The organism is Massilia sp. KIM, assembly GCF_002007115.1.
Lineage (GTDB): Bacteria > Pseudomonadota > Gammaproteobacteria > Burkholderiales > Burkholderiaceae_D > Telluria.
The window spans coordinates 1,537,325-1,562,687 of sequence record NZ_MVAD01000001.1; the positions used below are offsets into that span (position 1 = coordinate 1,537,325).

General features: G+C 66.0%; 17 protein-coding genes and 2 tRNA genes. 8 read left to right on the forward strand and 11 right to left on the reverse strand.

The annotated features are described in order from the left end of the window. Positions 1 to 5: 5 nt before the first annotated feature. The 4 genes from B0920_RS06660 (at position 6) to B0920_RS06675 (ending at position 2,671) form a co-directional block, all read left to right on the forward strand. Positions 6 to 635 (forward strand): septation protein A, encoded by a 630-nt coding sequence (locus B0920_RS06660; RefSeq protein WP_078031758.1) that lies wholly within the window; start codon positions 6 to 8, stop codon positions 633 to 635. Beyond that, a complete protein-coding gene (locus tag B0920_RS06665) occupies positions 632 to 916 on the forward strand; it encodes a BolA family transcriptional regulator (RefSeq protein ID WP_078031759.1) in 285 nt (94 codons plus the stop codon). Before B0920_RS06660 ends, B0920_RS06665 begins: the two co-directional genes overlap by 4 nt. 108 nt (positions 917 to 1,024) lie before the next feature. After that, complete coding sequence (locus B0920_RS06670; RefSeq protein ID WP_078031760.1) at positions 1,025 to 1,804, forward strand: peptidyl-prolyl cis-trans isomerase; 780 nt, start codon at positions 1,025 to 1,027, stop codon at positions 1,802 to 1,804. Positions 1,805 to 1,894: 90 nt separating this feature from the next. After that, entirely contained in the window at positions 1,895 to 2,671 is a 777-nt protein-coding gene (locus B0920_RS06675) for a peptidylprolyl isomerase (RefSeq protein ID WP_078031761.1), read from the forward strand. 59 nt (positions 2,672 to 2,730) lie between these two features. On the opposite strand, the gene B0920_RS25505 is transcribed toward B0920_RS06675, so the two are convergent. The 3 genes from B0920_RS25505 to purL form a co-directional block, all read right to left on the reverse strand. Then, on the reverse strand, positions 2,731 to 2,916 hold the full coding sequence (locus B0920_RS25505) for a hypothetical protein (RefSeq protein WP_143745671.1): 186 nt from the start codon (positions 2,914 to 2,916) through the stop codon (positions 2,731 to 2,733). A gap of 125 nt (positions 2,917 to 3,041) precedes the next feature. Further along, positions 3,042 to 3,791 (reverse strand): DNA-binding protein, encoded by a 750-nt coding sequence (locus tag B0920_RS06680; protein WP_078031762.1) that lies wholly within the window; start codon positions 3,789 to 3,791, stop codon positions 3,042 to 3,044. Positions 3,792 to 4,039: 248 nt separating this feature from the next. Then, positions 4,040 to 8,077, reverse strand: a complete 4,038-nt coding sequence (purL, locus tag B0920_RS06685; RefSeq protein WP_078031763.1) for a phosphoribosylformylglycinamidine synthase — start codon at positions 8,075 to 8,077, stop codon at positions 4,040 to 4,042. A gap of 223 nt (positions 8,078 to 8,300) precedes the next feature. Here purL and B0920_RS06690 point away from each other — a divergent pair, with 223 nt between their 5' ends. Next, positions 8,301 to 9,932, forward strand: coding sequence for a tetratricopeptide repeat-containing response regulator (locus B0920_RS06690; RefSeq protein ID WP_078031764.1), 1,632 nt, complete (start codon positions 8,301 to 8,303; stop codon positions 9,930 to 9,932). Positions 9,933 to 10,135: 203 nt separating this feature from the next. On the opposite strand, the gene B0920_RS06695 is transcribed toward B0920_RS06690, so the two are convergent. Beyond that, positions 10,136 to 13,744 carry a hydantoinase B/oxoprolinase family protein gene (locus tag B0920_RS06695; protein ID WP_078031765.1) on the reverse strand — a complete coding sequence of 1,203 codons (3,609 nt, stop codon included), beginning with the start codon at positions 13,742 to 13,744 and terminating at the stop codon, positions 10,136 to 10,138. Positions 13,745 to 13,851: 107 nt separating this feature from the next. On the opposite strand from B0920_RS06695, the gene B0920_RS06700 reads away from it, so the two are divergent. Beyond that, positions 13,852 to 15,387 (forward strand): NAD(P)H-hydrate dehydratase, encoded by a 1,536-nt coding sequence (locus B0920_RS06700; RefSeq protein ID WP_078031766.1) that lies wholly within the window; start codon positions 13,852 to 13,854, stop codon positions 15,385 to 15,387. A gap of 2 nt (positions 15,388 to 15,389) precedes the next feature. On the opposite strand, the gene B0920_RS06705 is transcribed toward B0920_RS06700, so the two are convergent. Next, positions 15,390 to 16,109: an ABC transporter ATP-binding protein gene (locus B0920_RS06705; RefSeq protein WP_078031767.1), complete on the reverse strand. Its 720-nt coding sequence runs from the start codon at positions 16,107 to 16,109 to the stop codon at positions 15,390 to 15,392. Between B0920_RS06705 and B0920_RS06710 the strand changes: the two genes are divergently transcribed. After that, a complete protein-coding gene (locus B0920_RS06710) occupies positions 16,108 to 16,737 on the forward strand; it encodes an arylesterase (protein ID WP_078031768.1) in 630 nt (209 codons plus the stop codon). The genes B0920_RS06705 and B0920_RS06710 overlap by 2 nt on opposite strands. Continuing rightward, positions 16,737 to 17,795: a tRNA 2-selenouridine(34) synthase MnmH gene (mnmH, locus tag B0920_RS06715; RefSeq protein WP_078031769.1), complete on the forward strand. Its 1,059-nt coding sequence runs from the start codon at positions 16,737 to 16,739 to the stop codon at positions 17,793 to 17,795. Before B0920_RS06710 ends, mnmH begins: the two co-directional genes overlap by 1 nt. A gap of 91 nt (positions 17,796 to 17,886) precedes the next feature. Here the strand turns inward: mnmH and B0920_RS06720 are convergent, their stop codons facing one another. The 6 genes from B0920_RS06720 to clpX form a co-directional block, all read right to left on the reverse strand. Beyond that, positions 17,887 to 19,806, reverse strand: coding sequence for a SurA N-terminal domain-containing protein (locus tag B0920_RS06720; RefSeq protein WP_078031770.1), 1,920 nt, complete (start codon positions 19,804 to 19,806; stop codon positions 17,887 to 17,889). A 115-nt stretch (positions 19,807 to 19,921) separates the two neighbouring features. Then, positions 19,922 to 19,998, reverse strand: a tRNA-Asp gene (locus B0920_RS06725). A 139-nt stretch (positions 19,999 to 20,137) separates the two neighbouring features. Beyond that, a tRNA-Asp gene (locus B0920_RS06730) sits at positions 20,138 to 20,214 on the reverse strand. A gap of 162 nt (positions 20,215 to 20,376) precedes the next feature. After that, complete coding sequence (locus tag B0920_RS06735; protein WP_005671138.1) at positions 20,377 to 20,649, reverse strand: HU family DNA-binding protein; 273 nt, start codon at positions 20,647 to 20,649, stop codon at positions 20,377 to 20,379. A gap of 618 nt (positions 20,650 to 21,267) precedes the next feature. Next, entirely contained in the window at positions 21,268 to 23,670 is a 2,403-nt protein-coding gene (gene lon / locus B0920_RS06740) for an endopeptidase La (RefSeq protein WP_078031771.1), read from the reverse strand. A gap of 272 nt (positions 23,671 to 23,942) precedes the next feature. Next, positions 23,943 to 25,211, reverse strand: coding sequence for an ATP-dependent Clp protease ATP-binding subunit ClpX (gene clpX / locus B0920_RS06745; RefSeq protein ID WP_078031772.1), 1,269 nt, complete (start codon positions 25,209 to 25,211; stop codon positions 23,943 to 23,945). Positions 25,212 to 25,363 lie beyond the last annotated feature (152 nt).

The window sequence follows — 25,363 nt, forward strand, 5'->3', positions numbered from 1 at the left end:
CCAGCATGAAATTCCTGTTCGACCTGTTTCCCCTGATTCTTTTCTTCGGCGTCTACAAGTACGGCGACAGCCACCAGGACTGGGCCCACGGCCTGGCCACCCAGTACCTGGGCGGCCTGATCGCCGGCGGCGTGGTGCCGCCCGGGCAGTCGGCCATCCTGCTGGCGACCGCGGTCGCCATCGTCGCCACCTTCCTGCAGATCGGCTACCTCCTGGTGCGCGGGCGCAAGGTCGACAACATGCTTTGGGTTACCCTGGCCGTCATCGTGGTCGCCGGCGGCGCCACCATCTACTTCCATGACGACACCTTCATCAAGTGGAAGCCGACCATCCTGTACTGGGCCTTCGGCGTGGCCTTGCTGGTGGCCCAGGTGTTCTACCGCAAGAACCTGATCCGCTCGGTGATGGAAGCCCAGATCAAGCTGCCCGATCCGGTCTGGAGCCGGGTCGGCTACGCCTGGATCGCCTTCTTCTTCGCGGTCGGCCTGCTGAACCTGGTGATGGCCTTCGTGGTCTTCCGCTCCGACACCAGCGCCTGGGTCAGCTTCAAGGTCTTCGGCATCACCGCGATCTTCTTCGGCTTCGTCATAGTCCAGACCCTGTTCCTTTCCAAACATATCCAGGAGGACGCATGAGCACCCCCAGCGAACGCACCGAGCGCCTGCGCGCCCGGCTGGAGGCCGAACTGGCCCCCACCCTGCTCGAAATCACCGACGACTCCCACCTGCACGCCGGCCATGCCGGCGCGGCCTCCGGGGGCAGCCACTACAGCGTGAAAATCGCTTCCGAGAAGTTCGAAGGGCGCACGCTAGTCATGCGCCATCGTCTTGTGTATGATGCCGTGCACGAAATGATTAACAAGGCGGAGATACACGCGCTTGCCATTACGGCGATCGCGCCCTCCGAGCAGTCCTGAGGGGTCGGCTTCAGGCTGCTTTAAGAAAACTCCCCGACAATTGAACTGCTAGTCAGAAGAACTAATCTAATCTCGTCCAAGCAACTCTTCCCGTCACAGGAACACCACATGACTTTTAAGCCAGCACGCCTGCTGTTAGCCCTGATCGCCGTTGCATCGGCGCCCGCCTTTGCCCAGAACCTCGCTGTGGTCAACGGCAAGCCGATCCCGTCGTCGCGTGCCGATGCGGTCGTCAAGCAGGTCGTGGCGCAAGGCCAGGGCCAGGATTCGCCGCAACTGCGTGAAGTGATCAAGCGCGACCTGATCGCGCGCGAAGTCCTCATGCAGGAGGCGATCAAGCAGGGTTACGACAAGAAGCCGGAAGTCAAGGCCGCGCTCGACCAGGCCCGCCAGGCCATCGTCGTCAACCAGCTGGCCAAGGACTACATCGCCAAGAACCCGGTGAGCGACGCGGAAATCAAGGCCGAGTACGACAAGTTCAAGGCCCAGACCGGCGACAAGGAATACCACGTGCGCCACATCCTGACCGAGAACGAAGCCGACGCCAAGGCGATCATCGCCAAGCTCAAGGGCGGCGCCAAGTTCGAGGAACTGGCCAAGCAATCGAAGGACACCGGCACCGCCAACAATGGCGGCGACCTGGAATGGGCCGTGCCGGCCTCGTTCCCGCCTGAGTTCGCTGCTGGTTTCACCAAGCTGCAGAAAGGCGCGATCACCGAGACCCCGGTCAAGACCCAGGCCGGCTTCCACGTGATCAAGCTGGACGACACCCGCCCGGCCAAGCTGCCGTCGCTGGAAGAAGTGAAGCCGCAGATCGCCGAGTCCCTGACCCAGACCAAGCTGCAGGCTTACCAGGACGAAATGGTCAAAAAGGCAAAGGTGCAGTAAGATGTGCTGTCTCCGGGGCTGAGCGCCTGTGCCCGCCCCGGTTTTCGTCGCCCGCGGCGATACTTTTCGTGTTTATATAGGATCTCAACAATGATTTTGAAGCCAGCCCGCCTGTTGTTAGCCATGACCGCAATGGTTGCCATGCCAGCATTCGCGCAAAACGTTGCTACCGTCAATGGCAAGCCGATCCCGCAGGCCAAGGTAGACCAGCTGGTCAAGCAAGTCGTCGCCCAAGGCCGCGCCACCGATTCGCCGCAACTGCGCGAAGCGATCAAGCGTGACCTGATCGGCCGCGAAGTGTTGATCCAGGAAGCCGACAAGCAGAACATCGGCGCGCGCGCCGACGTGAAGGCAGCGATCGACAACGCCCGCCAGAGCATCATCATCAACGCCATGCTCGCGGACTACGTCAAGAAGAACCCGATCAAGGATGCCGAGATCAAGGCCGAGTACGACAAGTACAAGGCACAGGTGGGCGACAAGGAATACCACGCACGCCACATCCTGGTGGGCACCGAGGACGAAGCCAAGGCCATCATCACCAAGCTGAAGGGTGGCGCCAAGTTCGAAGAGCTGGCCAAGCAGTCGAAGGACGGCACCGCCCAGAACGGCGGCGACCTGGACTGGGCGAGCCCGGCGGCCTACGTGCCTGAGTTCTCGAAAGCCATGACCGCCCTGCAAAAAGGCGCGATCACCGAGACCCCGGTCAAGACCCAGTTCGGTTTCCACGTGATCAAGCTGGAAGACACCCGTGCGGCCAAGATCCCTGCCCTGGACGAAGTCAAGCAGCAGGTCGCGGAACAGCTGCAGCAGCGTCAGCTGGCGCAGTACCGCGAAAGCTTGGTCAAGAAGGCCAAGATCCAGTAATCGCCGGCTATGCCGACCGAAAAGCGCTCCCGAGGGAGCGCTTTTTTATTGCCCGCCCTTCAGCTGCGCTGGCCTTGCGGCGCCTGGGCGTCCGCGGTGTGGCCGCCGTCCTGCGCCGGCTTGGCGGCGAGCGGCGCATGCGGCAGCGCCGGGGCGGCGCCGGCGTTGACATACAGGCCGATCACGATGCCGAGCGGGATCGCCGCGCGCACCAGGATGCAGGTCAAGAGTGTGCTTTGCTTCATTGCATCCTCCCAGGAGAACGCGGCCGGAGACGGCCGCGCCTGGAGGATGATGCGCGCGCTGCGCGGGGCTGGGTTTGCGTGAACTCAGCCGCGCAGGCTGTTGAATTTCTTTCGAAAAACTAGGTTCAACGCTTGCTGCGCAGGACCTCGAGTTCGGCGCGCAGGTTGCTGCGTTCCGCATACGAGGTTTCGAGCTGGCGCCGGACTTCCTTCAGTTCGGCGGCCAGGCTGTCGCGCTCGGTGGTGGCGCCGACCAGCTCCATCTCGGCCGCCAGGCGGCGGTCGGATTCCTCGGCCTGGGCCGTGACGTTGCGTTCGAGCTGGGCGCGCAGTTCGGCCAGCTGCTTGTCCTTGCCGTCGATCGCCAGCTGGTCCTTGGCCTTGCTGACCAGGGCCTCGGTGGCGATCTGGCGGGCGTTGCGCAGTTCGGCGTTGAGGCGCTCGATTTCTTCCGCCTGGTCGGCCGAGGTCGCCAGGGCGCGGTCGCGCTCCAGGCGCAGGGCGTCGCGTTCGGCGCCCAGGCTGTCACTGGCGCGCAGCAGGGCTTCGGTGTCGCTGGCGCTCTGGGCCAGCGAGTCGCGCACGCCGGCGCTGGCCTGGTCGGCGAACTGGCGGACCCAGTCGACCAGGCCGTTGACCACCGCTTCCGGCAGCTCCGGGCGCGGCAGTTCGGGTTGCTTCACGTGCTCGGCGCGCCAGGCGGCCAGGTGCTTGAAGACGACGGCGGCGGGGGCGTCGCCGAGGGCTTCGCGCACGGCGTCCAGGGTCACTTCGCTACCCGCGTCCTGCAGGCGGCTGGCGACGGCGGCGACGGCGTCGTAGCCGGGTTCGCCGTCGGTCGGGGTGTCGTGGTTCGGTTGTCGTTTTGCGTTCATCGTGTATCCAATCGTGTGCCGGGGCCACAGCCCCAAAAACCGTCATCCCCGCGAAGGCGGGGATCCAAGTACTGCATGCGTGTCGGCGATGCTAGCAAACTTGGATCCCCGCCTGCGCGGGGATGACGTTGGTGGTCGAGTGACGGCGGAGGCGGCGGGACCGGTAGCGGCGGTGGGGCCGGTAGCGGCGGCGAAGCCGGTCAGCGCCAAGTCAGTGCCAATCCATACCGCCGGATGCCTGGTCCGGCTTAACCCACCCACTTGCGCGCATTGCGGAACATGCGCATCCACGGCGACTCGTCCGGCCAGCCCTCCGGCGCCCAGGACATCACCGCGGTGCGGAACACGCGCTCGGCGTGCGGCATCATCGCGGTGAAGCGGCCGTCCTCGGTGGTGACCGCGGTCAGCCCGCCCGGCGAGCCGTTCGGGTTGAACGGATAGGTCTCGGTCGCCTGCCCGCGGTTGTCCACGTAGCGCAGCGCCTTGACCGCCGCATCGATGTCGCCGGTCAGCGAGAAGTCGGCATAGCCTTCGCCGTGGGCGATGGCGAGCGGCGCCTGGGTGCCGGCCATACCCTGGAAGAAGATCGAGGGCGAATCGAGCACTTCCACCATACCGTAGCGCGCCTCGAACTGCTCCGACTTGTTGCGGGTGAACTTCGGCCAGGCGTGCGCGCCCGGGATGATTGATTTCAGGTTGCTCAGCATCTGGCAGCCGTTGCAGACGCCCAGGCCAAAGGTGTCCTGGCGCTGGAAGAACTTGGCGAACTGCTCGGCCAGGGCCGGATTGAACAGGATGGTCTTGGCCCAGCCCTCACCCGCGCCCAGCACGTCGCCGTAGGAGAAGCCGCCCACGGCGATGATGCCGTGGAAGTCGTCCAGCTTGGCGCGGCCGGCGATCAGGTCGCTCATGTGCACGTCGACGGCGGCAAAGCCCGACTGGTGCATCACCCAGGCGGTCTCGATGTGCGAGTTCACGCCCTGCTCGCGCAGGATGGCCACGCGCGGACGCACGCCGCTGGCGATGAAGGGCGCGGCGACGTTATCGGACAGGTCGAAGCTCAGCTTGGGGCTGATGCCGGGGTCGCTATCGTCCAGCAGGCGATCGTATTCCTGGTCCACGCAGTCCGGGTTGTCGCGCAGGCGGGCGATGCGCCAGCTGGTCTCGCTCCACAGGCGGTGCAGCTCGCTGCGCTTGACGTTGTAGATCACCTTGGCGTCGCGGGTGAACTCGACCACGCCACGGTCGTTCAGCTTGCCGATGATGTGGCTGCAGGCGCCCAGGCCCAGCTCGCGCAGCACGTTCATCACGGCGCTCTTGTCCTCGGCGCGCACCTGCAGCACGGCGCCCAGCTCTTCGTTGAACAGGGCGCGCAGGGTCAACTCGTTGCGGCGCTCGGCCACCTGGCCGGCCCAGTTCTTGGCGTCGCCCCAGTCGGCCGCGTGCTCGCCTTCCATCGCCAGGATGTCCAGGTTGACCGAGACGCCGGCGCGGCCGGCGAAGGCCATCTCGCACAGGGTGGCGAACAGGCCGCCGTCGGAACGGTCGTGGTAGGCCAGCAGCTTGCCGTCACGGTTCAGTTGCTGGACGGCCTGGAAGAAGGCCTTCAGGTCCTGCGGATCGTCGACGTCGGGCACCGAGTCGCCCAGTTGCTGGGTCACTTGCGCCAGCACCGAGGCGCCCAGGCGGTTCTTGCCGCGGCCCAGGTCGATCAGCACCAGGGCGGTCTCGCCCGCATCGCTGCGCAGTTGCGGGGTCAGCGAGCGGCGGATGTCCTCGACCGGCGAGAAGGCCGAGACGATCAGCGACACCGGCGAGATCACCGCCTTGTTCTGGCCATCGTCGTTCCAGGTGGTGCGCATCGACAGCGAATCCTTGCCGACCGGGATGGACACGCCCAGGGCCGGGCACAGCTCCATGCCCACCGCCTTCACGGTGTCGAACAGCGCGGCGTCCTGGCCCGGCTGGCCGCAGGCCGCCATCCAGTTGGCCGACAGCTTGATGTCGGAAATGTCGCGGATCGCGGCGGCGGCGATGTTGGTGATCGCCTCGCCCACGGCCATGCGGCCCGAGGCGGCGGCGTCGATCACGGCGAGCGGGGTGCGCTCGCCCATCGCCATCGCCTCGCCCAGGTTGCCCTCGTAGGACATCGCGGTGACGGCGCAGTCGGCCACCGGCACCTGCCAGGGGCCGACCATCTGGTCGCGCACCGTCATCGCGCCCACGCTGCGGTCGCCGATGGTGATCAGGAAGGATTTATCGGCCACGGTCGGGTTGAGCAGCACGCGGCGGCCGGCTTCCTCGAGCTCGATGCCGGTCAGGTCGACCGGCGGGAAGTCGTGCTTCACGTGTTCCACGGTGCGCTGCATCTTGGGCGGCTTGCCGAGCAGGACGTCCATCGGCATGTCGACCGGCGCGGCGTTCACCGGCTCGCTGGCTTGGTCGTCGATCAGGCGCAGCTGGCGTTCTTCGGTCGCGGTGCCGACCACGGCGAAGGGGCAACGCTCGCGTTCGCACAGGGCGGCGAAGGCCGGCAGGTCCTGCGGCAGGATGGCCAGCACGTAGCGTTCCTGCGATTCGTTGGACCAGATCTCCTTCGGGGCCATGCCGCTCTCTTCCAGCGGCACCTTGCGCAGCTCGAAGATCGCGCCGCGCTTGGCGTCGTTGACCATTTCAGGGAAGGCGTTCGACAGGCCGCCCGCGCCGACGTCGTGGATCGAGATGATCGGGTTGGCGTCGCCCAGCTGCCAGCAGCCGTTGATGACTTCCTGGGCGCGGCGTTCCATTTCCGGGTTGCCGCGCTGGACCGAATCGAAGTCCAGGTCGGCGGTGTTGGTGCCGGTGGCCATCGAGGACGCGGCCGAGCCGCCCATGCCGATGCGCATGCCGGGGCCGCCCAGCTGGATCAGGAGCGCGCCAACCGGGATCTCGTCCTTGTGGGTGTGCTTGGCCGAGATGTTGCCGATGCCGCCGGCGATCATGATCGGCTTGTGGTAGCCGTAGACCGCGCCCGCCGCGCCCACGTTCTGCTCGTAGGTGCGGAAATAGCCGCCCAGGACGGGGCGGCCGAATTCGTTGCTGAAGGCGGCGCCGCCGATCGGGCCGTCGATCATGATCTGCAGCGGCGAGGCGATGCGCTCCGGCTTGCCGTACGCGCTGTCCACGCGGCCGGCTTCGCCCTTGGTGACGTCGCTGGCGTTCTCCCACGGACGCTGGGCGTCCGGCAGCAGCAGGTTGGAGACCGTGAAGCCGGTCAGGCCCGCCTTCGGCTTGGCGCCGCGGCCGGTCGCGCCCTCGTCGCGGATCTCGCCGCCGGCGCCGGTCGATGCGCCCGGGAAGGGCGAGATCGCGGTCGGGTGGTTATGGGTCTCGACCTTCATCAGGGTGTGGGTCAGCTCGGTCGAGGCCGCATACACCTGGCCGGCGCGCGGGTAGAAGCGGGTCACGCTCGCGCCTTCGATGATCGAGGAGTTGTCGCTGTAGGCCACCACGGTGCCGCGCGGGTTCAGCTGGTGGGTATTCTTGATCATCTGGAACAGCGACTTGTCCTGCTTGACGCCGTCGATGACCCAGTCCGCGTTGAAGATCTTGTGGCGGCAGTGTTCGCTGTTCGCCTGGGCGAACATCATCAGCTCGACGTCGGTCGGGTTACGCTGGGCCTTGGTGAAGGCCTCGAGCAGGTAGTCGATCTCGTCTTCCGACATCGCCAGGCCCAGCTCGGTATTGGCGCGCACCAGGGCCTCGCGCCCGACGCCGATCACGTCCACGGTTTCCAGCGCCTTGCCGGCGAGCTCATTGAAGAGTTGCTGGGCCTCGTCGGCATTGCGCAGCACGGTCTCGGTCATGCGGTCGTGCAGCAGCGCAGCAACCTGCGCGAGTTCTTCTTCGCCCAGCTTCTTGGGGGCGCCCAGGCTGGTGCCCAGGATGCCGCTCTTGAGCACCACGGTGTAGCCGACGCCGCGCTCGATGCGGTGCACGTGGCTCATGCCGCAGTTGTGGGCGATGTCCGTCGCCTTCGAGGCCCAGGGCGAGATGGTGCCCAGGCGCGGGATGACGAAGAATTCCTCGGTCACGCCCTCGTACAGGGTTTCCGCCGCCGGCTCGCCGTAGGTGAGCATGGCGGACAGCCGGTTGGTGTCGTCCGTGCTCAGCGGCGCGCTGGCATCGATGAAGTGGTAGAAGCGCGCCTGCACGGCAGCGATCGACGGGGCGACGGCTTGCAGCTGGTTCAGGAGGCGTTGGCTACGGAAGGCGGAGAGGGCGTTGGAACCCGGCAGAATCAACATGGCTTGGACAGTCGGTTGATGCAGCGTGGCTGCTAGGGTGGAAGATAGCCCGCTATTATACAGCGTTGCAGATAGGCCCGGGGCGAGCGGCCTCTCGTGTACATTTCTTGATCCAGACGATGCTTATGGGTATCTTTAGGGGTCAGAATGACAAAAGGCGCGCCCGGACCATGCTGGCAAGGCGGGCGCAAGACGGCTGCCACGGGTGGAGACAAGAACAACGATGCAAGAAAATGGAAATCTGGCGGTCCTGGTCGTCGACCCCAACCAGGGGATGCGGGCCAGCCTGCAGAACATGCTGAACCAGATCGGCATCAGCAAGGTCGAGTATGCGATCAACGCCAACACGGCGATCAAGCAGCTCACGCGGCGCTCCTACGACATCATCCTGTGCGAGTACGACCTGGCCGGCGGCACCGGCGAAGGCCAGGACGGCCAGCAGCTGCTCGAGGATTTGCGCCATCACAAGCTGATAGCCGCCTCGACCATCTTCATCATGCTCACCTCCGAAGGCGTGTACGGCAAGGTGGTCAGCGCGGCCGAGCTGACGCCGACCGACTACGTGCTCAAGCCCTTCACCGTGGACATGCTCAGCGGGCGCATCAAGCGCGCGCTGGAGCGCCGCGCCGCCCTGCTCCCGGCCTGGCAGCAGGCGGCCCAGGGCCGGCTGCGCGAGGCGGCCCGCACCTGCGAGGAGGCACAGGTGGCCAATCCGCGCTTCGCCCTTGACTTCGCGCGCCTGCGGGCCGACCTGCTGGTGGCCCTGGGCGAACATGCCGAGGCAGCCTCGGTCTACCGCGAGGTGCTGTCCGAAAGGCCGCTGGGCTGGGCCGGCCTGGGCCTGGCGCGCACCCTGTTCGCCCTCGACCAGGTCGAGGATGCGCGCGCCGTCCTCGAACAGCTCCTGCAGGGCAATCCGCGCCTGATGGCGGCCTACGACCTGCTGGCGCGCTGCATGGAGAGCAGCGGCGAACTGCACGAAGCCCAGAAGGTGCTCGAGGAAGCCGTCTCGATCTCGCCGCACATGGTGCGCCGCCTGCGCAAGCTGGGCGAGGTGGCGATGGAAGCCGGCGACGCCGAGGCGGCCGAAAAGTCCTTCCGCCAGGTGGTGAACAAGGCCCGCTATTCCGAATTCCGCAGTCCCGAAGACCACGTCATGCTGGTCAAGGCCCTGGTCGCCCGCGGCGACGTGGCCCAGGCCGGCAACGTGGTGCGCGACCTGGAGCGCAGCATGCGCGGCAATCCGGCGGCGGACGCCTGCAAGGCCTATTCCAGCGCCCTGGTGCAGGACAAGGCGGGCAACCCGGCCGGCGCGGTGGCCGAGCTGCATGCGGCCGTGAACGCGGTGCGCGCGGCCAGCGGGCTCACGCCCCAGCTCAAGATCGGCCTGGCCCAGGCCTGCCTCGACCACAAGCTCGACGACCAGGCATCAAGCGTCATGCTGACCGTGATGAACGACGTCGACAGCGGCGTCAGCGTGGACCAGGCGATCGGGGTCTTCGTGCGCGCCGGCCGGCCCGACCTGGCCGACGGCATGGGCCAGCAGCTCAAGGCCCAGGCCCAGATCCTGCTGGGCGTGGCCGACGAGAAGCGCAACATGGGCGACGTGCGCGGCGCGGTCCAGACCCTGCTCGAGGCCCTGCACATGGCGCCGGGCAACCTGCAGGTCATGGTCGCCGTGAGCGGCGGGATACTACGGCAGATCAACGAACTGGGCTGGGATCACCAGCTCGGCGAGGTGGCGGCCGAGCAGCTCGAGAACATCCGGGCGGCCGACCCGCAGCATCCGCGGCTGGCGGCGCTGCTGGACGAGTTTGGCGCGGCCAAGCGCAAGTACGGTATTGCGGCTGCGTGAACCGGCTCCAGGTCTAATGCGGTTAAGTTAGCGCCCGCACGTCGTCCCGGCGTAGGCCGGGACCCAAGTCTACGTGCGTGTCTGGCCTAGAGAACTTAGGTTCCGGCCTTCGCCGGAACGACGGTTTTATGGCTAACTTAACCGCAACAGGCCCGGGGCCGGACTCCCGTTCAGGGACTACGGCCTCACGCCCAAGCGTCGCGTCACGCCCTGCCGAAGCCCCCTCCCCCCGGCGTCTCGATCACGAACACGTCGCCGACGCCCATGTCGGTCTTGCCGATATGGCCCAGGTGCTCGACGCTGCCATCGGCCCGGATCACATAGTTGCGGCCCTTTTCGCCGGGCTCACCGCCCGCCATGCCGAAGGGCGCGTAATTGCGGTTGTTGGACAGGATCGCCGCCGTCATCGGCTCCAGGAACCTGACTTTGCGCGTGCCGCCATTGCCGCCGCGCCAGCGCCCCGCCCCGCCCGAGCCCGGCCGGATCTCGTAGCTCTCCAGCCGCACCGGGAAGCGGAATTCCAGGATCTCGGGATCGGTCAGGCGCGAATTGGTCATGTTGGTCTGCACCACGTCGGTCCCGTCGAAGCCTTCGCCCGCCCCCGAGCCGCCCGAGATGGTCTCGTAGTACTGGTAGCGCGCGTTCCCGAAGGTGAAGTTGTTCATGGTGCCCTGGGCCGCCGCCAGCACGCCCAGCGCCCCGTACAAGGCGTTGGTGATGCAGGTCGAGGTCTCCACGTTGCCCGACACCACCGAGGCCGGATAGTGGGGATTGAGCATGGAGCCCGGTGGAATAATGACCTTCAAGGGCTTCAGGCAGCCCGCGTTCAGCGGGATCTCGTCGTCGACCAGGGTGCGGAACACGTACAGCACCGCCGCCATGCACACCGCCGAGGGCGCGTTGAAGTTGTTGGGCAACTGGCCAGAGGTGCCGGTGAAATCGATCTCCGCGCTGCGCGCCGCCTGGTCGACCCGGATGCGCACCTCGATCCGGGCGCCGTTGTCGAGCTCATTGACGAAATGCCCGTCCTTGAGCGCCGAGATCACGCGCCGCACCGCTTCCTCGGCATTGTCCTGCACGTGGCCCATGTAGGCGCGCACCACGTCCAACCCGAAGTGGGCCACCATCCTGCGCAGCTCCTCCACGCCCTTCTGGTTGGCCGCCACCTGGGCGCGCAGGTCGGCCAGGTTCTGGTCCGGGTTGCGCGCCGGGTAGCGCGCGCCGCCCAGCAGGGCCCGGGTTTCCTCCTCGCGCAGCACGCCGTCCTGGCCGTCCACCAGCTTGAAGTTGTCGATCAGGACGCCCTCTTCTTCGATGTGGCTGGAGTCGGGCGGCATCGAGCCGGGCGTGGTGCCGCCAATGTCCGCATGGTGGCCGCGCGAGCCGACATAGAACAGGATCTCTTCGCCGGCCTCGTCGAACACGGGCGAGATGACGGTCACGTCCGGCAGGTGGGTGCCGCCGTTGTAGGGGTCGTTGAGCACGTAGACGTCGCCTGCGCGCATGCGGCCCGCGTTCTCGCGCATCACGGTCTTGATGCTCTCGCCCATGGAACCCAGGTGGACCGGCATGTGGGGCGCGTTGGCGACAAGGTTGCCCTCGTGGTCGAAGATCGCGCAGCTGAAGTCGAGGCGCTCCTTGATGTTGACCGAGTAGGCGGTGTTCTGCAGGCGCAGCCCCATCTGCTCGGCGATCGACATGAACAGGTTGTTGAAGATTTCCAGCATCACCGGGTCGGCCGTGGTGCCGATGGCGCGCCGCTCGGGCAAGGCCTCGACGCGGGTCAGCACCAGGTGCCTGTAGTTGCTGACCTCGGCCTGCCAGCCGGGTTCGACCACGGTGGTGGCGTTGTCCTCGGCGATGATGGCCGGCCCGCGCAGCGTGTGTCCCGGTTCCAGGGAAGCGCGCGCGTACACTGCGGTGTCGCGCCAGCTGCCGCCGCTGTACATGCGCACCTGCTCCTGGGGCGCCGGCGCTTCCAATGCCTGGCCCTCGCCCGCTCCCGCGACCGGCTGTTCCGGCGGCGCGTCCGAGCGGCCGATGGCCTCGACCGACACCGCCTCGATCACCAGGGCTCGCGAGGGCATGAGGAAGGAATAGCGGCGCTTGTAGGCCTGCTCGAATTGGGCCACCATCGCGGCCAGATCGCCATGCAGGACCACCAGCGCGGAATCGGTGCCTTCGTAGCGCAGGTGCACGCGCTCGACCAGCGCGATGCGCTCCACGCCCACGCCCTGGGCCAGCAATTCCGCCCGCGCCTGCTCGCCCAACGCGGCCAGGCGCGCCGCCAGCGCGGGCAAGGCCTCCTGCGCCAAGCGCTCCTCGACCGCCTGCTCGCGCATCGCGGTCTGGTCGGCCAGGCCCATGCCGTAGGCCGACAGCACCCCGGCCAGCGAATGGATGAAGACCGTCTTCATCCCCAGCGCATCGGCCACCAGGCAGGCATGCTGGCCGCCGGCGCCGCCGAAGCTGGTCAGGGCGTACTCGGTCACGTCGTGGCCGCGCTGGACCGAGATCTGCTTGATCGCGTTGGCCATGTTGCCCACCGCGATCTGGATGAAACCCTCGGCCACGGCTTCGGGCGTCGGGCGCGCGCCAAGCGCGTCGCCGATGCGGTCGGCCATCTCGGCGAAGCGCGCCTTGACGGCGGCGGCGTCGAGCGGTTCGTCGCCGCCCGGCCCGAACAGGTGGGGGAAGTAGCGCGGCTGGATCTTGCCCACCATGACGTTGCAGTCTGTGACGGCCAGCGGGCCGCCGCGGCGGTAGCTGGCCGGACCCGGATTGGCGCCGGCGCTGTCCGGACCGACGCGGTAACGGCTGCCGTCGAAGTGCAGGATCGAGCCGCCGCCGGCCGCCACGGTGTGGATGCTCATCATCGGCGCGCGCATGCGCACGCCCGCGACCTGGGTCTCGAAGACCCGCTCGAACTCGCCCGAGAAATGCGAGACGTCGGTCGAGGTGCCGCCCATGTCGAAACCGATGATGCGCTCGAAGCCGGCCAGCTGGCTGGCCCGCACCATGCCGACGATGCCGCCGGCGGGGCCGGACAGGATGCTGTCCTTGCCCTGGAAGGCGCGGGCGTCGGTCAGGCCGCCGCTGGACTGCATGAACTGCAGGTTCACGCCGGGCAGTTCGCCGGCCACCTGGTCGACGTAGCGGCGCAGGATGGGCGACAGGTAGGCGTCGACCACGGTGGTGTCGCCGCGCGCGACCAGCTTCATCATCGGGCTCACCTGGTGCGAGACCGAGACCTGGGTGTAGCCGATCTCGCGCGCGATGCGCGCCACCGCCGCCTCGTGGGCCGTGTGGCGGTAGCCGTGCATGAAGACGATGGCGATCGAGCGCAGACCCCGCTCGAAGGACTGGCGCAGCGCCGCGCGCGCCGCCGCTTCATCGAGCGGCTGCACCACCTCGCCATGCGCGCCGATACGCTCGTCGATCTCGATCACCTCGCCGTAGAGCAGTTCGGGCAGCACGATGTGGCGGTCGAACAGGCGCGGACGGTTCTGGTAGGCGATGCGCAAGGCGTCGCGGAAGCCCCGCGTGATCGCGAGCACGGTGGCTTCGCCCTTGCGCTCCAGCAGCGCGTTGGTGGCGACCGTGGTGCCCATCTTTACCGCCTCGATGCGCTCGACCGGCAACGCGCCGGCGCCCTGCACGCCGAGCAGATGGCGGATGCCCGCGACTGCGGCGTCGCGGTATTGCTCGGGGTTTTCCGACAGCAGCTTGTGGGTCACGAGGCTGCCGTCCGGCCGCCTTGCCACGATGTCGGTGAAGGTGCCGCCACGGTCGATCCAGAACTGCCAGTCCATGTATTTACTCCGCAACAATCAATGGAGCGGATATTGTAGTCGCACGGCGCGCGCGATTTGGTCAAAATGCATCACAATCCGGTCTGGATTCATCTACGTGAGCGAGTATGGAACAGCATCTTTACACCGTCGCGCAGATCCGCGCCATCGAGGAAGCGGCGTATGCCGGCCTGGAGCCCGGCGCCCTGATGCGGCGCGCCGGCCGGGCCGCGGCCGACCATGCCCTGGAACTGCTGGAAGGACGGCGCGATCGCCCGGTGCTGGTGCTCGCCGGCCCCGGCAACAATGGCGGCGACGCGCTGGAGCTGGCCGCCAACCTGGCCGAGGCCGGCGTCGATGCGACCGTGCTGCACCTGCCCGGACGGCGCGAGGCTTCCGCCGAGACGGCCGCCGCCTATGAGCGGGCGCGCGCCGGTTCGGTGGGCTGGATCGACATGCTGCCGCCCGGGGCCGACTGGGCGCTGGTGGTCGATGGTTTGTTCGGGATTGGACTGGAACGTCCGCTCGAGGGCGAAGCCCGCGAACTGGTCGAGGGCGTGAACGCGCTGCGCTGCCCGATGCTGGCCCTGGACGTGCCGAGCGGGCTTGATGCCGATACCGGCGCCGTGGTCGGCCCGGACGGCGTCGCCGTGCGCGCCACCCACACCATCACCTTCCTGGGCGACAAGCCGGGCCTGCACACGGGCGACGGCCGCGATTATGCGGGCGAGGTCCGGGTCGACATGCTGGGCGTCGCCACGGCGGACGCCACGGCGGAGGCAAAGGCGGACGGCGAGACGCCGTTGCCGCGCGCGGCGGCCCGTCTCGGCGGGGTCGATCTGTTCGCCGGCCAGCTCGCCGCGCGGCGCCACAACTCGCACAAGGGCAGCTTCGGCGACGTCGCCGTGGTCGGCGGCGCCCACGGGATGGCGGGCGCGCCGGTGCTGGCCGCGCGCGGGGCGCTGTTCGCGGGCGCCGGCCGGGTCTATGTGGCGGCGCTGGACCACCCGCCTGGCTACGACAGCACCCAGCCCGAGATCATGTTCCGCCTTGCCGACGAATTCGAGTTCGACCGGCGCACGCTGGTGATCGGCCCGGGGATGGGCGGCTCGGCGAACGCCATGCGCCTGCTGGCCAAGGCCCTCGACGGCGACGGCCCGCTGGTGGTCGACGCCGACGCCCTGAACCTGATCGGGGCAAGTCCGGACCTGCAATCGCGGCTGGCGCAGCGCAAGGCGCCGGCCGTATTGACGCCGCATCCGCTGGAAGGCGCGCGGCTGCTGGGGATGACTACGGCGGTGGTCCAGGCCGACCGCCTGGAGGCGGCGCGCGAGATGGCCTTGCGGACCAATGCCGTGGTGGTGCTGAAAGGCTCGGGCAGCGTGATCGCGCGGCCTGATGGCGAGGTCGTGGTCAACCCGACCGGCAATGCGGGCCTGGCGACCGGCGGCAGCGGCGACGTGCTGGCGGGGATCTGCGGCGCGCTGCTGGCGCAGGGATGGCCGGCGTGGGAGGCTGCCGCCGGCGCGGTCTGGATCCATGGCGCCGCGGCCGACCTCCTGGTGGAGCAAGGCGTCGGGCCGATCGGCATGACGGCCGGGGAACTGCCGGCGGCCGCGCGCGCGGTGATCAACCGGCTGGTGCGCGAGGCCGGCGCGCGCTGAACTCAGGCGAGCAGGCGGCCGGCCGAGATGGTGAGGGTGCGGCTGCAGCGCGCCGCCATCGCCGGGTCGTGGGTCACGAGCACCAGCGTCGATCCGCGCTCACGGTTGAGCTCGAACATCAGGCGGATCACCGCCTCGCCGGTCGCGGCATCCAGGCTGCCGGTCGGTTCGTCCGCGAACAGCAGGGGCGGCTCGGTGACGAAGGCGCGCGCCAGGGCCACGCGCTGCTGCTCGCCGCCCGACAGGTACTTGGGATAATGCTTCAGGCGGCTGGACAGGCCCACCCGTCCCAGCATCTCGGCCGCCTTCTCGCGCGCCTGCGCGTCGCCGCGCAGTTCGAGCGGCAGCATGACGTTTTCCAGCGCGTTCAGGTGCGCCAGCAACTGGAAGGACTGGAACACAAAGCCCAGCTTGGCCTTGCGAAACGCCGCCCGGCCGTCCTCGTCCAGGGCGAAGATGTCGGTGCCGTCGAGCAGCACCTTGCCGGTCGAGGGGGTATCGAGCCCGGCGAGCAGGCCCAGCAGGGTCGACTTGCCGGAGCCCGAGGCGCCGACCAAGGCGAGCGTTTCGGCCGCTTGCACGGTAAAATCGATGTTTTGCAGGATGGTGAGCTCGCCACTGGCATCGGCCACCGTCTTCGACAGGCTGCTCACGACAATCGCGGGCGGCCGCCCTGCTTCACTGGTGACGACTTGTTTCACAGCCTCGGGATGATCACGCATGCTTGCTTTTCTTAAGAAATTGTCTGTACTACTGGTCGTAACGCTGGCCGCGTCGGGCAGCGCCTATTCTGCACCAAAAACCGTGCTCGTGGTGGGTGACAGCCTCTCGGCCGAATACGGCATCGCACGCGGCGCGGGCTGGGTGGCCCTGCTGGACCAGAAGCTCAAAAGCGAAAAGATACCCGCCACCGTGGTCAACGCCAGCATCAGCGGCGAAACCACCAGCGGCGGCCGTGCGCGCCTGCCGGCCCTGCTGACCCAGTATCGTCCCGAGATCGTCGTGATCGAGCTGGGCGCCAACGACGGCCTGCGCGGCCTGCCGGTGGCCTCGGCCGAGGCCAACCTGCGCGCCATGGTCGCCATGGCCAAGGACAGCAAGGCCAAGGTGCTGCTGGTCGGCATGCGCATGCCGCCGAACTACGGCCGCGCCTACACCGAGAAGTTCTTCGGCATGTTCAAGCAGGTCGCCGACGACACCAAATCGGCACTGGTGCCCTTCATGCTGGAAGGCGTGGCCGAGAAGCCGGCCCTGTTCCAGCAGGACCGCCTGCACCCGACCGCGGCGGCCCACCCCATCATCTTCTCCAACATCTGGCCGCAGCTCGCTGCGCTGATCAAAAAACAATAATGAAATACCCTGCCGTCCTGGGCTTCGCCGACATCCTGCCGGAGCTCGACCAATTCGACACCATCATCGACGCGCGCAGCGAGTCGGAATACGCCCTCGACCGCATCCCGGGCGCGATCAGCTGCCCGGTGCTGAACGACGAGGAGCGCGTGCGCGTGGGCACCCTGTACAAGCAGGTCGGCGCCTTCGAGGCGAAGAAGGTCGGCGCGCCGCTGGTGGCCGCCAACATCGCGCGTCACATCGAACAGCTGTTCGCCGACAAGCCGCGCGACTGGAAGCCGCTGGTCTACTGCTGGCGCGGCGGCAACCGCAGCGGCTCGCTGGCCCATATCCTGGCCAAGATCGGCTGGCCGGTGGTGCAGCTCGACGGCGGCTACAAGGCCTATCGCGCCCACGTCGCGGCCGCTTTGCTGGACCCGCCGCCGGTCCAGTTCCGCGTGGTCTGCGGCACCACCGGCAGTGGCAAGAGCCGCCTGCTGGAAACCCTGGAGCGCGTCGGCGCCCAGGTGCTGGACCTGGAGCGCCTGGCGGCCCACCGCGGCTCCGTGCTGGGCCACCTGCCGGACGAGCCCCAGCCGACCCAGAAGATGTTCGAGAGCCAGATCTGGGACAAGCTGCGCCGCTTCGACCCGTCCAGGCCGGTGTTCGTCGAATCGGAAAGCAAGAAGGTCGGCAACCTGCGCGTACCTGACGCCGTGATGGAGCGCATGCGCGCCTCGCCCTGCATCGCCCTGGAGCTGTCGCGCCCGAACCGGGTGCGCCTGCTGATGGAAGACTACGAGCACTTCTGCGCCGATCCGGCGGCCCTGAATGGCCAGCTGGAGCACCTGGTGCAGCTGCACGGGCGCGAACGCATCGACGCCTGGCACGCGCTGGCCAACGGGGGCGCGATGGCCGAGCTGGTCGACCAGCTGCTGGTCGAGCACTACGACCCGGCCTACCTGCGTTCGATCGACCGCAACTTCGTCCACTACCCCAAGGCACAGACCGTGACGCTGGACGATATCGCGCCCAGGGACTTCGAGGCCGCCGCGCGCGCCCTGCACGCCGCCGCCTGACGCCTGACGCCTGACGCCGGCGCCGTGGCCGGCGGAAAACAAAAAGCCCGGTTGCTCGCGCAACCGGGCTTTTTCGTTTCCGTCTTCCTGCTTACTCGGCCTGGTTGGTGCCCAGTTCGGCCGGCTTGACGTTGATCTTGACCTTCGCCTTGGTCTTCAGGGCTTCGATGTAGTTGTACATCTCTTGCTGGCCCAGGAGGGACGCGATCTGCTGCGCTTCCTGCTGGCGGCGCGCCTGGTCAGGCTGGGCCGGCTGCGCCACCTTGCCGATGCGGTAGACCGCATAGCCCTGGCCCGGCAGTTCCACGCCCACGTAGGCCGGCAGCTTGCTCACGTCGGCTTTCAGCGCCGCGATGGCGCCGGTCGGGTTGAACGGCGGTTCCTTGGTGCGGGTGACGATCTTGGCTTCGCCGAAACCGGTGGCATCGCCCGACGCCTTCACGGCGGCCAGCTTCTGCTCGCCGGCCTGGCGCGCCAGGCGGCCGGCTTCTTCCAGGGTCACGCGCTGGCGGATCGAAGCTTCCACCTCGGCCAGCGGACGCTTGCTGGCCGGCTTGAATTCGACCACGCGGCCTGCGACCAGCACGCTGGGCGCCACTTCGACGGCTTCGGTATTGCGCTTGTTCTTGATGGCGTCGGTGCCGAAGATCGCGGCCAGGAACTTCTCGTTGTTCACCGGCGAATCGCCCAGGACCGGGCTCGGCTTGCGGCTCAGGCTCTCCACGGTCTGGATCTTGATCTGCAGCTTGTCGGCCACCGGCTTCAGGCTGTCCGACTGCTCGTACACGGTGTTGCTGAAGACTTCAGCCAGCTCCGAGTACTTCTTGGACATCTTCTGCTTCTTCAGGTCGGCGGCGATTTCCTCCTTGGCGGCGTCCAGGGGCTTCTGGGCGGCCGGCTTGATCGCGGTGACCTTGATGATGTGCCAGCCGAACTCCGACTGCACCAGCTGGCTCGTTTCGCCTTCCTTGAGCGCGTAGATCGCGTCCTCGACCGGCTTGACGAACACGCCCTTCTCGACCACGCCGAGGTCGCCGCCGGCCTGGGCCGAGCCCGGGTCCTGCGAATTCGCCTTGGCGATCTCGGCAAAGTTGGCCGGGTTCTTGCGCACCTCGGCCAGCACCGATTCGGCCTTGGCCTTGGCGGCGGCCTGGTCGGCCGGCTTGGCGTCGCGCGGCACCGTGATCAGGATGTGGCTGGCGCTGCGCTGTTCCGGGGTGGTGTAGGTCTTGAGGTTCTTGTTGTAGTACTCGGTGATCTCGGCGTCGGTGACCTGCACCTGGCTTTCCACCACGGCCTGGTCGAACACGACGTATTCGGCCTTCACCTGCTCGGGGATCGAGAACAGCTGGGCGTTCTTGTCGTAGTACGCCTTGACCATCTCGTCGGTGACTTTCACCTGCGGCAGGAAGTTGGTGATCGGGAACAGCAGTTCCTGGACTTCACGTTCCTGGTCGTTGATGTTCGACAGGCGGTTCGAGACGCTGCGCGGCGCGAAGGCGGTGGACTGGATCGAGCTGGCCAGCTGCTGGGCCGTCAGGTCGCGGCGCAGGCGCTGGTCGAACATGGCCGGGGTCATGCCCTGGGCCGCCAGGGCGGCCTTGTACTGTTCCATGTCGAAGCTGCCGTCCGGCTTGCGGAAAGCCTGGATCGAGCTGATGGTCTTGGCCAGCGCTTCGTCGCCCACGGTCATGTGGCTGCGGTTGATTTCGGCGTTGATGGCGCGTTCGGCGACGAGGTTATTGAGCACGGCCTGCTTGGCTTCCGGCGTGTCGAACAGCTTCTGGTCGAACTGCGGGCCCATGGCCTGGCGTGCCTGGTCGATCTGGCGGCGCTGGGCGTCTTCCCATTCCTGCTGGGTGACCTTCTGGCCGGCGACGGTGGCCACGCCTTCGGCGGCATTGCCGCGGTCCTGGTAGCTCTCGATCCCGACGAACACGAACGACGGCACGATCAGCAGCAGCAGAGCGCCCTGCATGATGCGCTTGTGGTTACGGACAAAATCAAACATGGTCAGCCATTCAAGGTTGAAAATGCTTTAACAGCACGATTAAAAAAAAAGGCGAACTTACGTTCGCCCCTTCTTCGATTGCGAAGCCTTTGCAGGCTCCGGCCTTACTGAATTCTGGCGGAGCGGACGGGGCTCGAACCCGCGACCCCCGGCGTGACAGGCCGGTATTCTAACCAACTGAACTACCGCTCCAGATTCTGTGGTGTTGCGTTTGCTGGCGGAGCGGACGGGGCTCGCCGACGTTCCGCCGGCCGCGGTTTCCCTTGCAAGGGAAACCCTTCTCGCCCTAATCCGTTTTCCCCGCAGGGGGAAAACTCCGTTACCAATTTGCTGGCGGAGCGGACGGGGCTCGAACCCGCGACCCCCGGCGTGACAGGCCGGTATTCTAACCAACTGAACTACCGCTCCAGCAATCACACACTACAACGCGCACCGAACACAGTCGGAATCGAGAGGCCCGATTCCACGTCTTGGTCTTCGATTCACGCCCTCGAAAAACACGGGCATTGAACTGCATGACCAGACACCGGTTTGATGCTGCTCTCTTCGCGTGTCACCGCGAAGAAGGCATTAGTTTACAGCATCTTTTAACGCTTTACCAGCCTTAAATTTCGGAACCTTCGCAGCCTTGATCTTGATGGGCTCCTTGGTGCGCGGATCGCGGCCGGTACGTGCAGCGCGCTCGCCCACGGTGAAGGTGCCGAAGCCCACCAGCGTGACGCTGTCGTTCTTCTTCAGGCTTTCGGTGACCGCTTCGATCATGGCGTCGAGTGCGCGCGTCGCCGAGGCTTTGGTAATGTCCGCGGACTTCGCGATTTCTTCGATGAGTTCTGTCTTGTTCACTCGTTTCCTCGTTTTCGTTCCCGACGCTGCAACGCGGATCGCGCGGCGCCTTCCTGCAAAAGTGCAAGGGCGTATTAAACAAGGGCAACTATGGTCTGTCAAGCAAGGCAGGTGGAAGGAGGCTTCGGTTGCGGAAAAGCGTCAGTGTGGGGTGGCAAATATTCGCGGTGGGAAGCGCGTGAGCACGCTGGTGGCACTGATTTGGGCCACACCCAGTAGCGTCAGCACTTCAGTCTCTTAGCGTCGGGGCGGCGTTTCGCAACGGCGACATGTCAGACGCTCAGCGCCCGCGCGTCAGTCCTTCAGCGTCCGCGCGTCAGTTCCCCAGCCCCCGCACGTCATCCCTCAGCTGACGCACGGCATTCCTCGACTGGCGCACGTCATTCCTCAGCGTCCGCACGTCAGTCCCGCGCCCTCAGCACGTCATTCCGGCGAAGGCCGGAATCCAAGTTTGCACGCGCAGCCAGGAAAGTATGCGTTCTCACTGAGCGGAGGACTTGGATTCCGGCCTTCGCCGGAATGACGGCTCATAGGTAGCGGGCCGCAGGGGGGCGCATGTCATCCCCCAAGAAAAACAGGCGCCCGCAGGCGCCTGTTCAGTGGATCAGCGAAGGCCGATCAGTGCTTGACCACGTCCCCCTGCCCTTCGGCAGCAGCCGGGGTCACGGCCACGCTGGGAACGTCCACCAGCGGCTCTGGCTGGCGTTCCAGGGCGATTTCCAGGACCTTGTCGATCCAGCGCACCGGCACGATCTCGAGCTTGTTCTTGACGTTGTCCGGGATCTCGGCCAGGTCCTTCACGTTCTGCTCGGGGATCAGCACCGTCTTGGTGCCGCCGCGTTGCGCCGCCAGCAGCTTCTCCTTCAGGCCGCCGATCGGCAGGACTTCGCCGCGCAGGGTGATCTCGCCCGTCATCGCCACATCGGCGCGCACCGGGATGCCGGTCAGGATCGACACCAGCGCGGTGGTCATCGCGATACCGGCGGACGGACCGTCCTTCGGCGTCGCGCCTTCCGGCACGTGGATGTGGATGTCGGTCTTCTCGAACACCTCGTTCTTGATGCCCAGACGCTGGGCACGGCTGCGCACCACGGTGCGGGCCGCTTCGATCGATTCCTTCATCACGTCACCCAGGGTACCGGTGCGGATGATGGCGCCCTTGCCCGGCACGCCCACGGCTTCGATGGTCAGCAGATCGCCGCCCACCTCGGTCCAGGCCAGACCGACCACCTGGCCGACCTGGTTCTCCTTTTCGGCCACGCCGAAATCGTAGCGCCGCACACCCAGGAACTTGTCCAGGTTCTTGGAGTTCACGATCACGCGCTTGTCGCTCTTCTTGAGCAGCAGCATCTTCACCACCTTGCGGCAGATCTTGGACACTTCACGCTCGAGCGAACGCACGCCGGCTTCGCGGGTGTAGTAACGGATGATGTCGCGGATCGCCGACTCGTCGACCTTGATCTCTTCTTCCTTCAGGCCGTTGTTCTTGATCTGCTTCGGCAGCAGGTAGCGCTGCGCGATGCTGGTCTTCTCGTCCTCGGTGTAACCCGAGAGGCGGATCACTTCCATCCGGTCCAGCAGCGCCGGCGGGATGTTGAAGGAGTTCGAGGTCGCCACGAACATCACGTCCGACAGGTCGAAGTCGACTTCGATGTAGTGGTCCGAGAACGTGTGGTTCTGGGCCGGATCCAGCACTTCGAGCAGGGCCGAGCTCGGGTCGCCGCGGAAATCGGCGCCCATCTTGTCGATCTCGTCGAGCAGGAACAGCGGGTTACGGACACCGACCTTCGACAGCGACTGCAGCACCTTGCCCGGCATCGAGCCGATGTAGGTACGGCGGTGGCCGCGGATCTCGGCTTCGTCACGCACGCCGCCGAGGGCCATGCGCACATACTTGCGGCCGGTCGCGCGGGCGATCGATTCGCCCAGCGAGGTCTTGCCGACGCCCGGAGGACCGACGAAGCACAGGATCGGCGCCTTCAGCTTGTCGACGCGCTGCTGCACCGCGAGGTACTCGAGGATGCGTTCCTTGATCTTGTCGAGGCCGTAGTGGTCCGACTCCAGCACCTGCTGGGCCTTCTCGAGGTCGATCGTGACCTTGGTCTTCTTCTTCCAGGGCAGCGACACCAGGGTGTCGATGTAGTTGCGCACGACGGTGGCTTCGGCCGACATCGGCGACATCAGCTTGAGCTTTTTGATCTCGGCCTGGGCCTTTTCCAGCGCTTCCTTCGGCATCTTGGCAGCCAGGATTTTCTTCTCCAGCTCTTCGATGTCGGCGCCTTCCTCGCCCTCGCCCAGTTCCTTCTGGATCGCCTTGACCTGCTCGTTCAGGTAGTACTCGCGCTGCGACTTTTCCATCTGGCGCTTGACGCGGCCACGAATGCGTTTTTCGACTTGCAGGATATCGAGTTCGCCTTCCAGCTGGCCGAGCAGGTGCTCCAGGCGCTTGGCGACGTTGAAGATCTCCAGGATGACCTGCTTCTGCTCGAGCTTGAGCGGCAGGTGGGCGGCCACGGTGTCGGCCAGGCGGCCGGCGTCGTCGATGCCGGCCAGCGAAGCCAGGATCTCGGGCGGGATCTTCTTGTTCAGTTTGACGTACTGGTCGAACTGCTGGACGATGGCGCGGCGCATCGCCTCGACTTCGGAATCGTCACCGATTTCCGAGGACACCGGGGTCAGGTCGGCCACGAAGTGGGTCGGCGCATCGACGATGTTGTTGATGCGCGCGCGCTGGGCGCCTTCGACCAGGACCTTCACGGTGCCGTCGGGCAGCTTCAGCATTTGCAGAATATTGGCCACGCAGCCGATCTCGTAGATGTCTGCGGCGGAAGGTTCGTCCTTGGCGGCGGCTTTTTGGGCAGCCAGCATGATGCTCTTGCCCTGCTCCATCGCGGCTTCCAGGGCCTTGATGGACTTCGGACGGCCGACGAACAGAGGTATCACCATATGCGGAAAGACGACCACATCGCGCAACGGCAGAAGGGGCAGCGTCGTTTGCTCGGTTAATTTGGAAGTTGTCATGGCATACCTTATAGAAAGCGTGTTGCTGAACTTGGGCACTCAAGGGGGAAAACTCAAGACGCCCCCTGAAAATATTTTCTACAAGTAAAAGAACTTCAACTTGCTGCGAAAACTCTGGCCGTTCCAATAAAAGTCGTGGCCTGAATAGAAAAAGCCACTGCGCGGTGAACCGCGAGTGGCTTTTCGGTTGAAGCCTGCGTCTTTTATTGAGATCGATTTTACCGAGTTGAGTCCGCGCGGCAAGCCTTTTGTTGCAAGCGTGCAGGCTTTTTTCAGTTTTCGCCCGATGCTTTTGGCGATTCGCTGTAAATCAATAAAGGTTTTGCGGCATTCGTGATCGTATTTTCATCGATCACCACCTTGACCACATTCTGCTGGCTTGGCAATTCGTACATCACGTCGAGCAGCGCGTGCTCGAGGATCGAACGCAGGCCGCGCGCGCCGGTCTTGCGGGCCAGCGCCTTGCGGGCGATCGCGTGCAGGGCCGCAGGACGAATCTCGAGTTCGGCGCCTTCCATTTCGAGCAGCTTCGAGTACTGCTTGATCAGCGCGTTCTTCGGCTCGATCAGGATCTGGATCAGGGCTTCCTCGGTCAGTTCGCTCAGCGTGGCGACCACCGGCAGGCGGCCGACCAGTTCGGGAATCAGGCCGAACTTGATCAGGTCCTCGGGCTCGGCTTCCATCAGGATGTCGCTGTTGGAGCGCTCGTTCTGGCTCTTCACCGTGGCCGCGAAACCGATGCCGCTCTTCTCCGAACGGTTCTGGATGATCTTGGCCAGGCCGTCGAAGGCGCCGCCGCAGATGAACATGATGTTGGTCGTGTCGATCTGCACGAAGTCCTGGTTCGGATGCTTGCGGCCGCCCTGGGGCGGGACCGAGGCCATGGTGCCTTCGATCAGCTTGAGCAGGGCCTGCTGCACGCCCTCGCCCGAGACGTCGCGGGTGATCGATGGATTGTCCGACTTGCGCGAGATCTTGTCGATTTCGTCGATGTAGACGATGCCGCGCTGGGCCTTCTCGACTTCGTAGTTGCAGCTCTGGAGCAGCTTCTGGATGATGTTCTCGACGTCCTCGCCGACATAGCCGGCTTCGGTCAGCGTGGTCGCGTCGGCGATCACGAAGGGGACGTTGAGCATGCGCGCCAGGGTCTGGGCCAGCAGGGTCTTGCCGGAACCGGTCGGGCCGACGAGCAGGATGTTGCTCTTGGCCAGTTCGACCTCGTCCTTCTTGCCCAGGTGCTTGAGGCGCTTGTAGTGGTTGTACACCGCCACCGACAGGATGCGCTTGGCCGTCTGCTGGCCGATCACGTACTGGTCGAGCAGTTCGGTGATTTCGTGCGGCGTCGGCAGATCGGACTTCGCGCCCGCCACCGACTCGACGTTCGAGGTCTCGTCGCGGATGATGTCGTTGCACAGATCGATGCATTCATCGCAGATGAACACCGACGGTCCCGCGATCAGCTTCTTCACCTCGTGCTGGCTCTTTCCGCAGAAGGAGCAGTACAGAAGTTTTTCGCCGCTGGAGGATTTTTTGTCAGACATGGGGCAGGTTTCTATTGAATTGCTATGAATATAACGCTAATACGGGTACGCAACAAGTGCGGTGACGCACATAGGCAAACACTACACTTATTACCCATATGGGGTCGGACGTACGCAAGCGCAACTGCTGCGTACACGGACATGCTACCCGA

Bases quoted from the DNA above. Each gene is read 5' to 3' on its own strand.
- B0920_RS06660 (WP_078031758.1), top strand. From the start codon at position 6: ATGAAATTCCTGTTCGACCTGTTTCCCCTGATTCTTTTCTTCGGCGTC.
- B0920_RS06665 (WP_078031759.1), top strand. From the start codon at position 632: ATGAGCACCCCCAGCGAACGCACCGAGCGCCTGCGCGCCCGGCTGGAG.
- B0920_RS06670 (WP_078031760.1), top strand. From the start codon at position 1,025: ATGACTTTTAAGCCAGCACGCCTGCTGTTAGCCCTGATCGCCGTTGCA.
- B0920_RS06675 (WP_078031761.1), top strand. From the start codon at position 1,895: ATGATTTTGAAGCCAGCCCGCCTGTTGTTAGCCATGACCGCAATGGTT.
- B0920_RS25505 (WP_143745671.1), bottom strand. From the start codon at position 2,916: ATGAAGCAAAGCACACTCTTGACCTGCATCCTGGTGCGCGCGGCGATC.
- B0920_RS06680 (WP_078031762.1), bottom strand. From the start codon at position 3,791: ATGAACGCAAAACGACAACCGAACCACGACACCCCGACCGACGGCGAA.
- purL (WP_078031763.1), bottom strand. From the start codon at position 8,077: ATGTTGATTCTGCCGGGTTCCAACGCCCTCTCCGCCTTCCGTAGCCAA.
- B0920_RS06690 (WP_078031764.1), top strand. From the start codon at position 8,301: ATGCAAGAAAATGGAAATCTGGCGGTCCTGGTCGTCGACCCCAACCAG.
- B0920_RS06695 (WP_078031765.1), bottom strand. From the start codon at position 13,744: ATGGACTGGCAGTTCTGGATCGACCGTGGCGGCACCTTCACCGACATC.
- B0920_RS06700 (WP_078031766.1), top strand. From the start codon at position 13,852: ATGGAACAGCATCTTTACACCGTCGCGCAGATCCGCGCCATCGAGGAA.
- B0920_RS06710 (WP_078031768.1), top strand. From the start codon at position 16,108: ATGCTTGCTTTTCTTAAGAAATTGTCTGTACTACTGGTCGTAACGCTG.
- B0920_RS06705 (WP_078031767.1), bottom strand. From the start codon at position 16,109: ATGCGTGATCATCCCGAGGCTGTGAAACAAGTCGTCACCAGTGAAGCA.
- mnmH (WP_078031769.1), top strand. From the start codon at position 16,737: ATGAAATACCCTGCCGTCCTGGGCTTCGCCGACATCCTGCCGGAGCTC.
- B0920_RS06720 (WP_078031770.1), bottom strand. From the start codon at position 19,806: ATGTTTGATTTTGTCCGTAACCACAAGCGCATCATGCAGGGCGCTCTG.
- lon (WP_078031771.1), bottom strand. From the start codon at position 23,670: ATGACAACTTCCAAATTAACCGAGCAAACGACGCTGCCCCTTCTGCCG.
- clpX (WP_078031772.1), bottom strand. From the start codon at position 25,211: ATGTCTGACAAAAAATCCTCCAGCGGCGAAAAACTTCTGTACTGCTCC.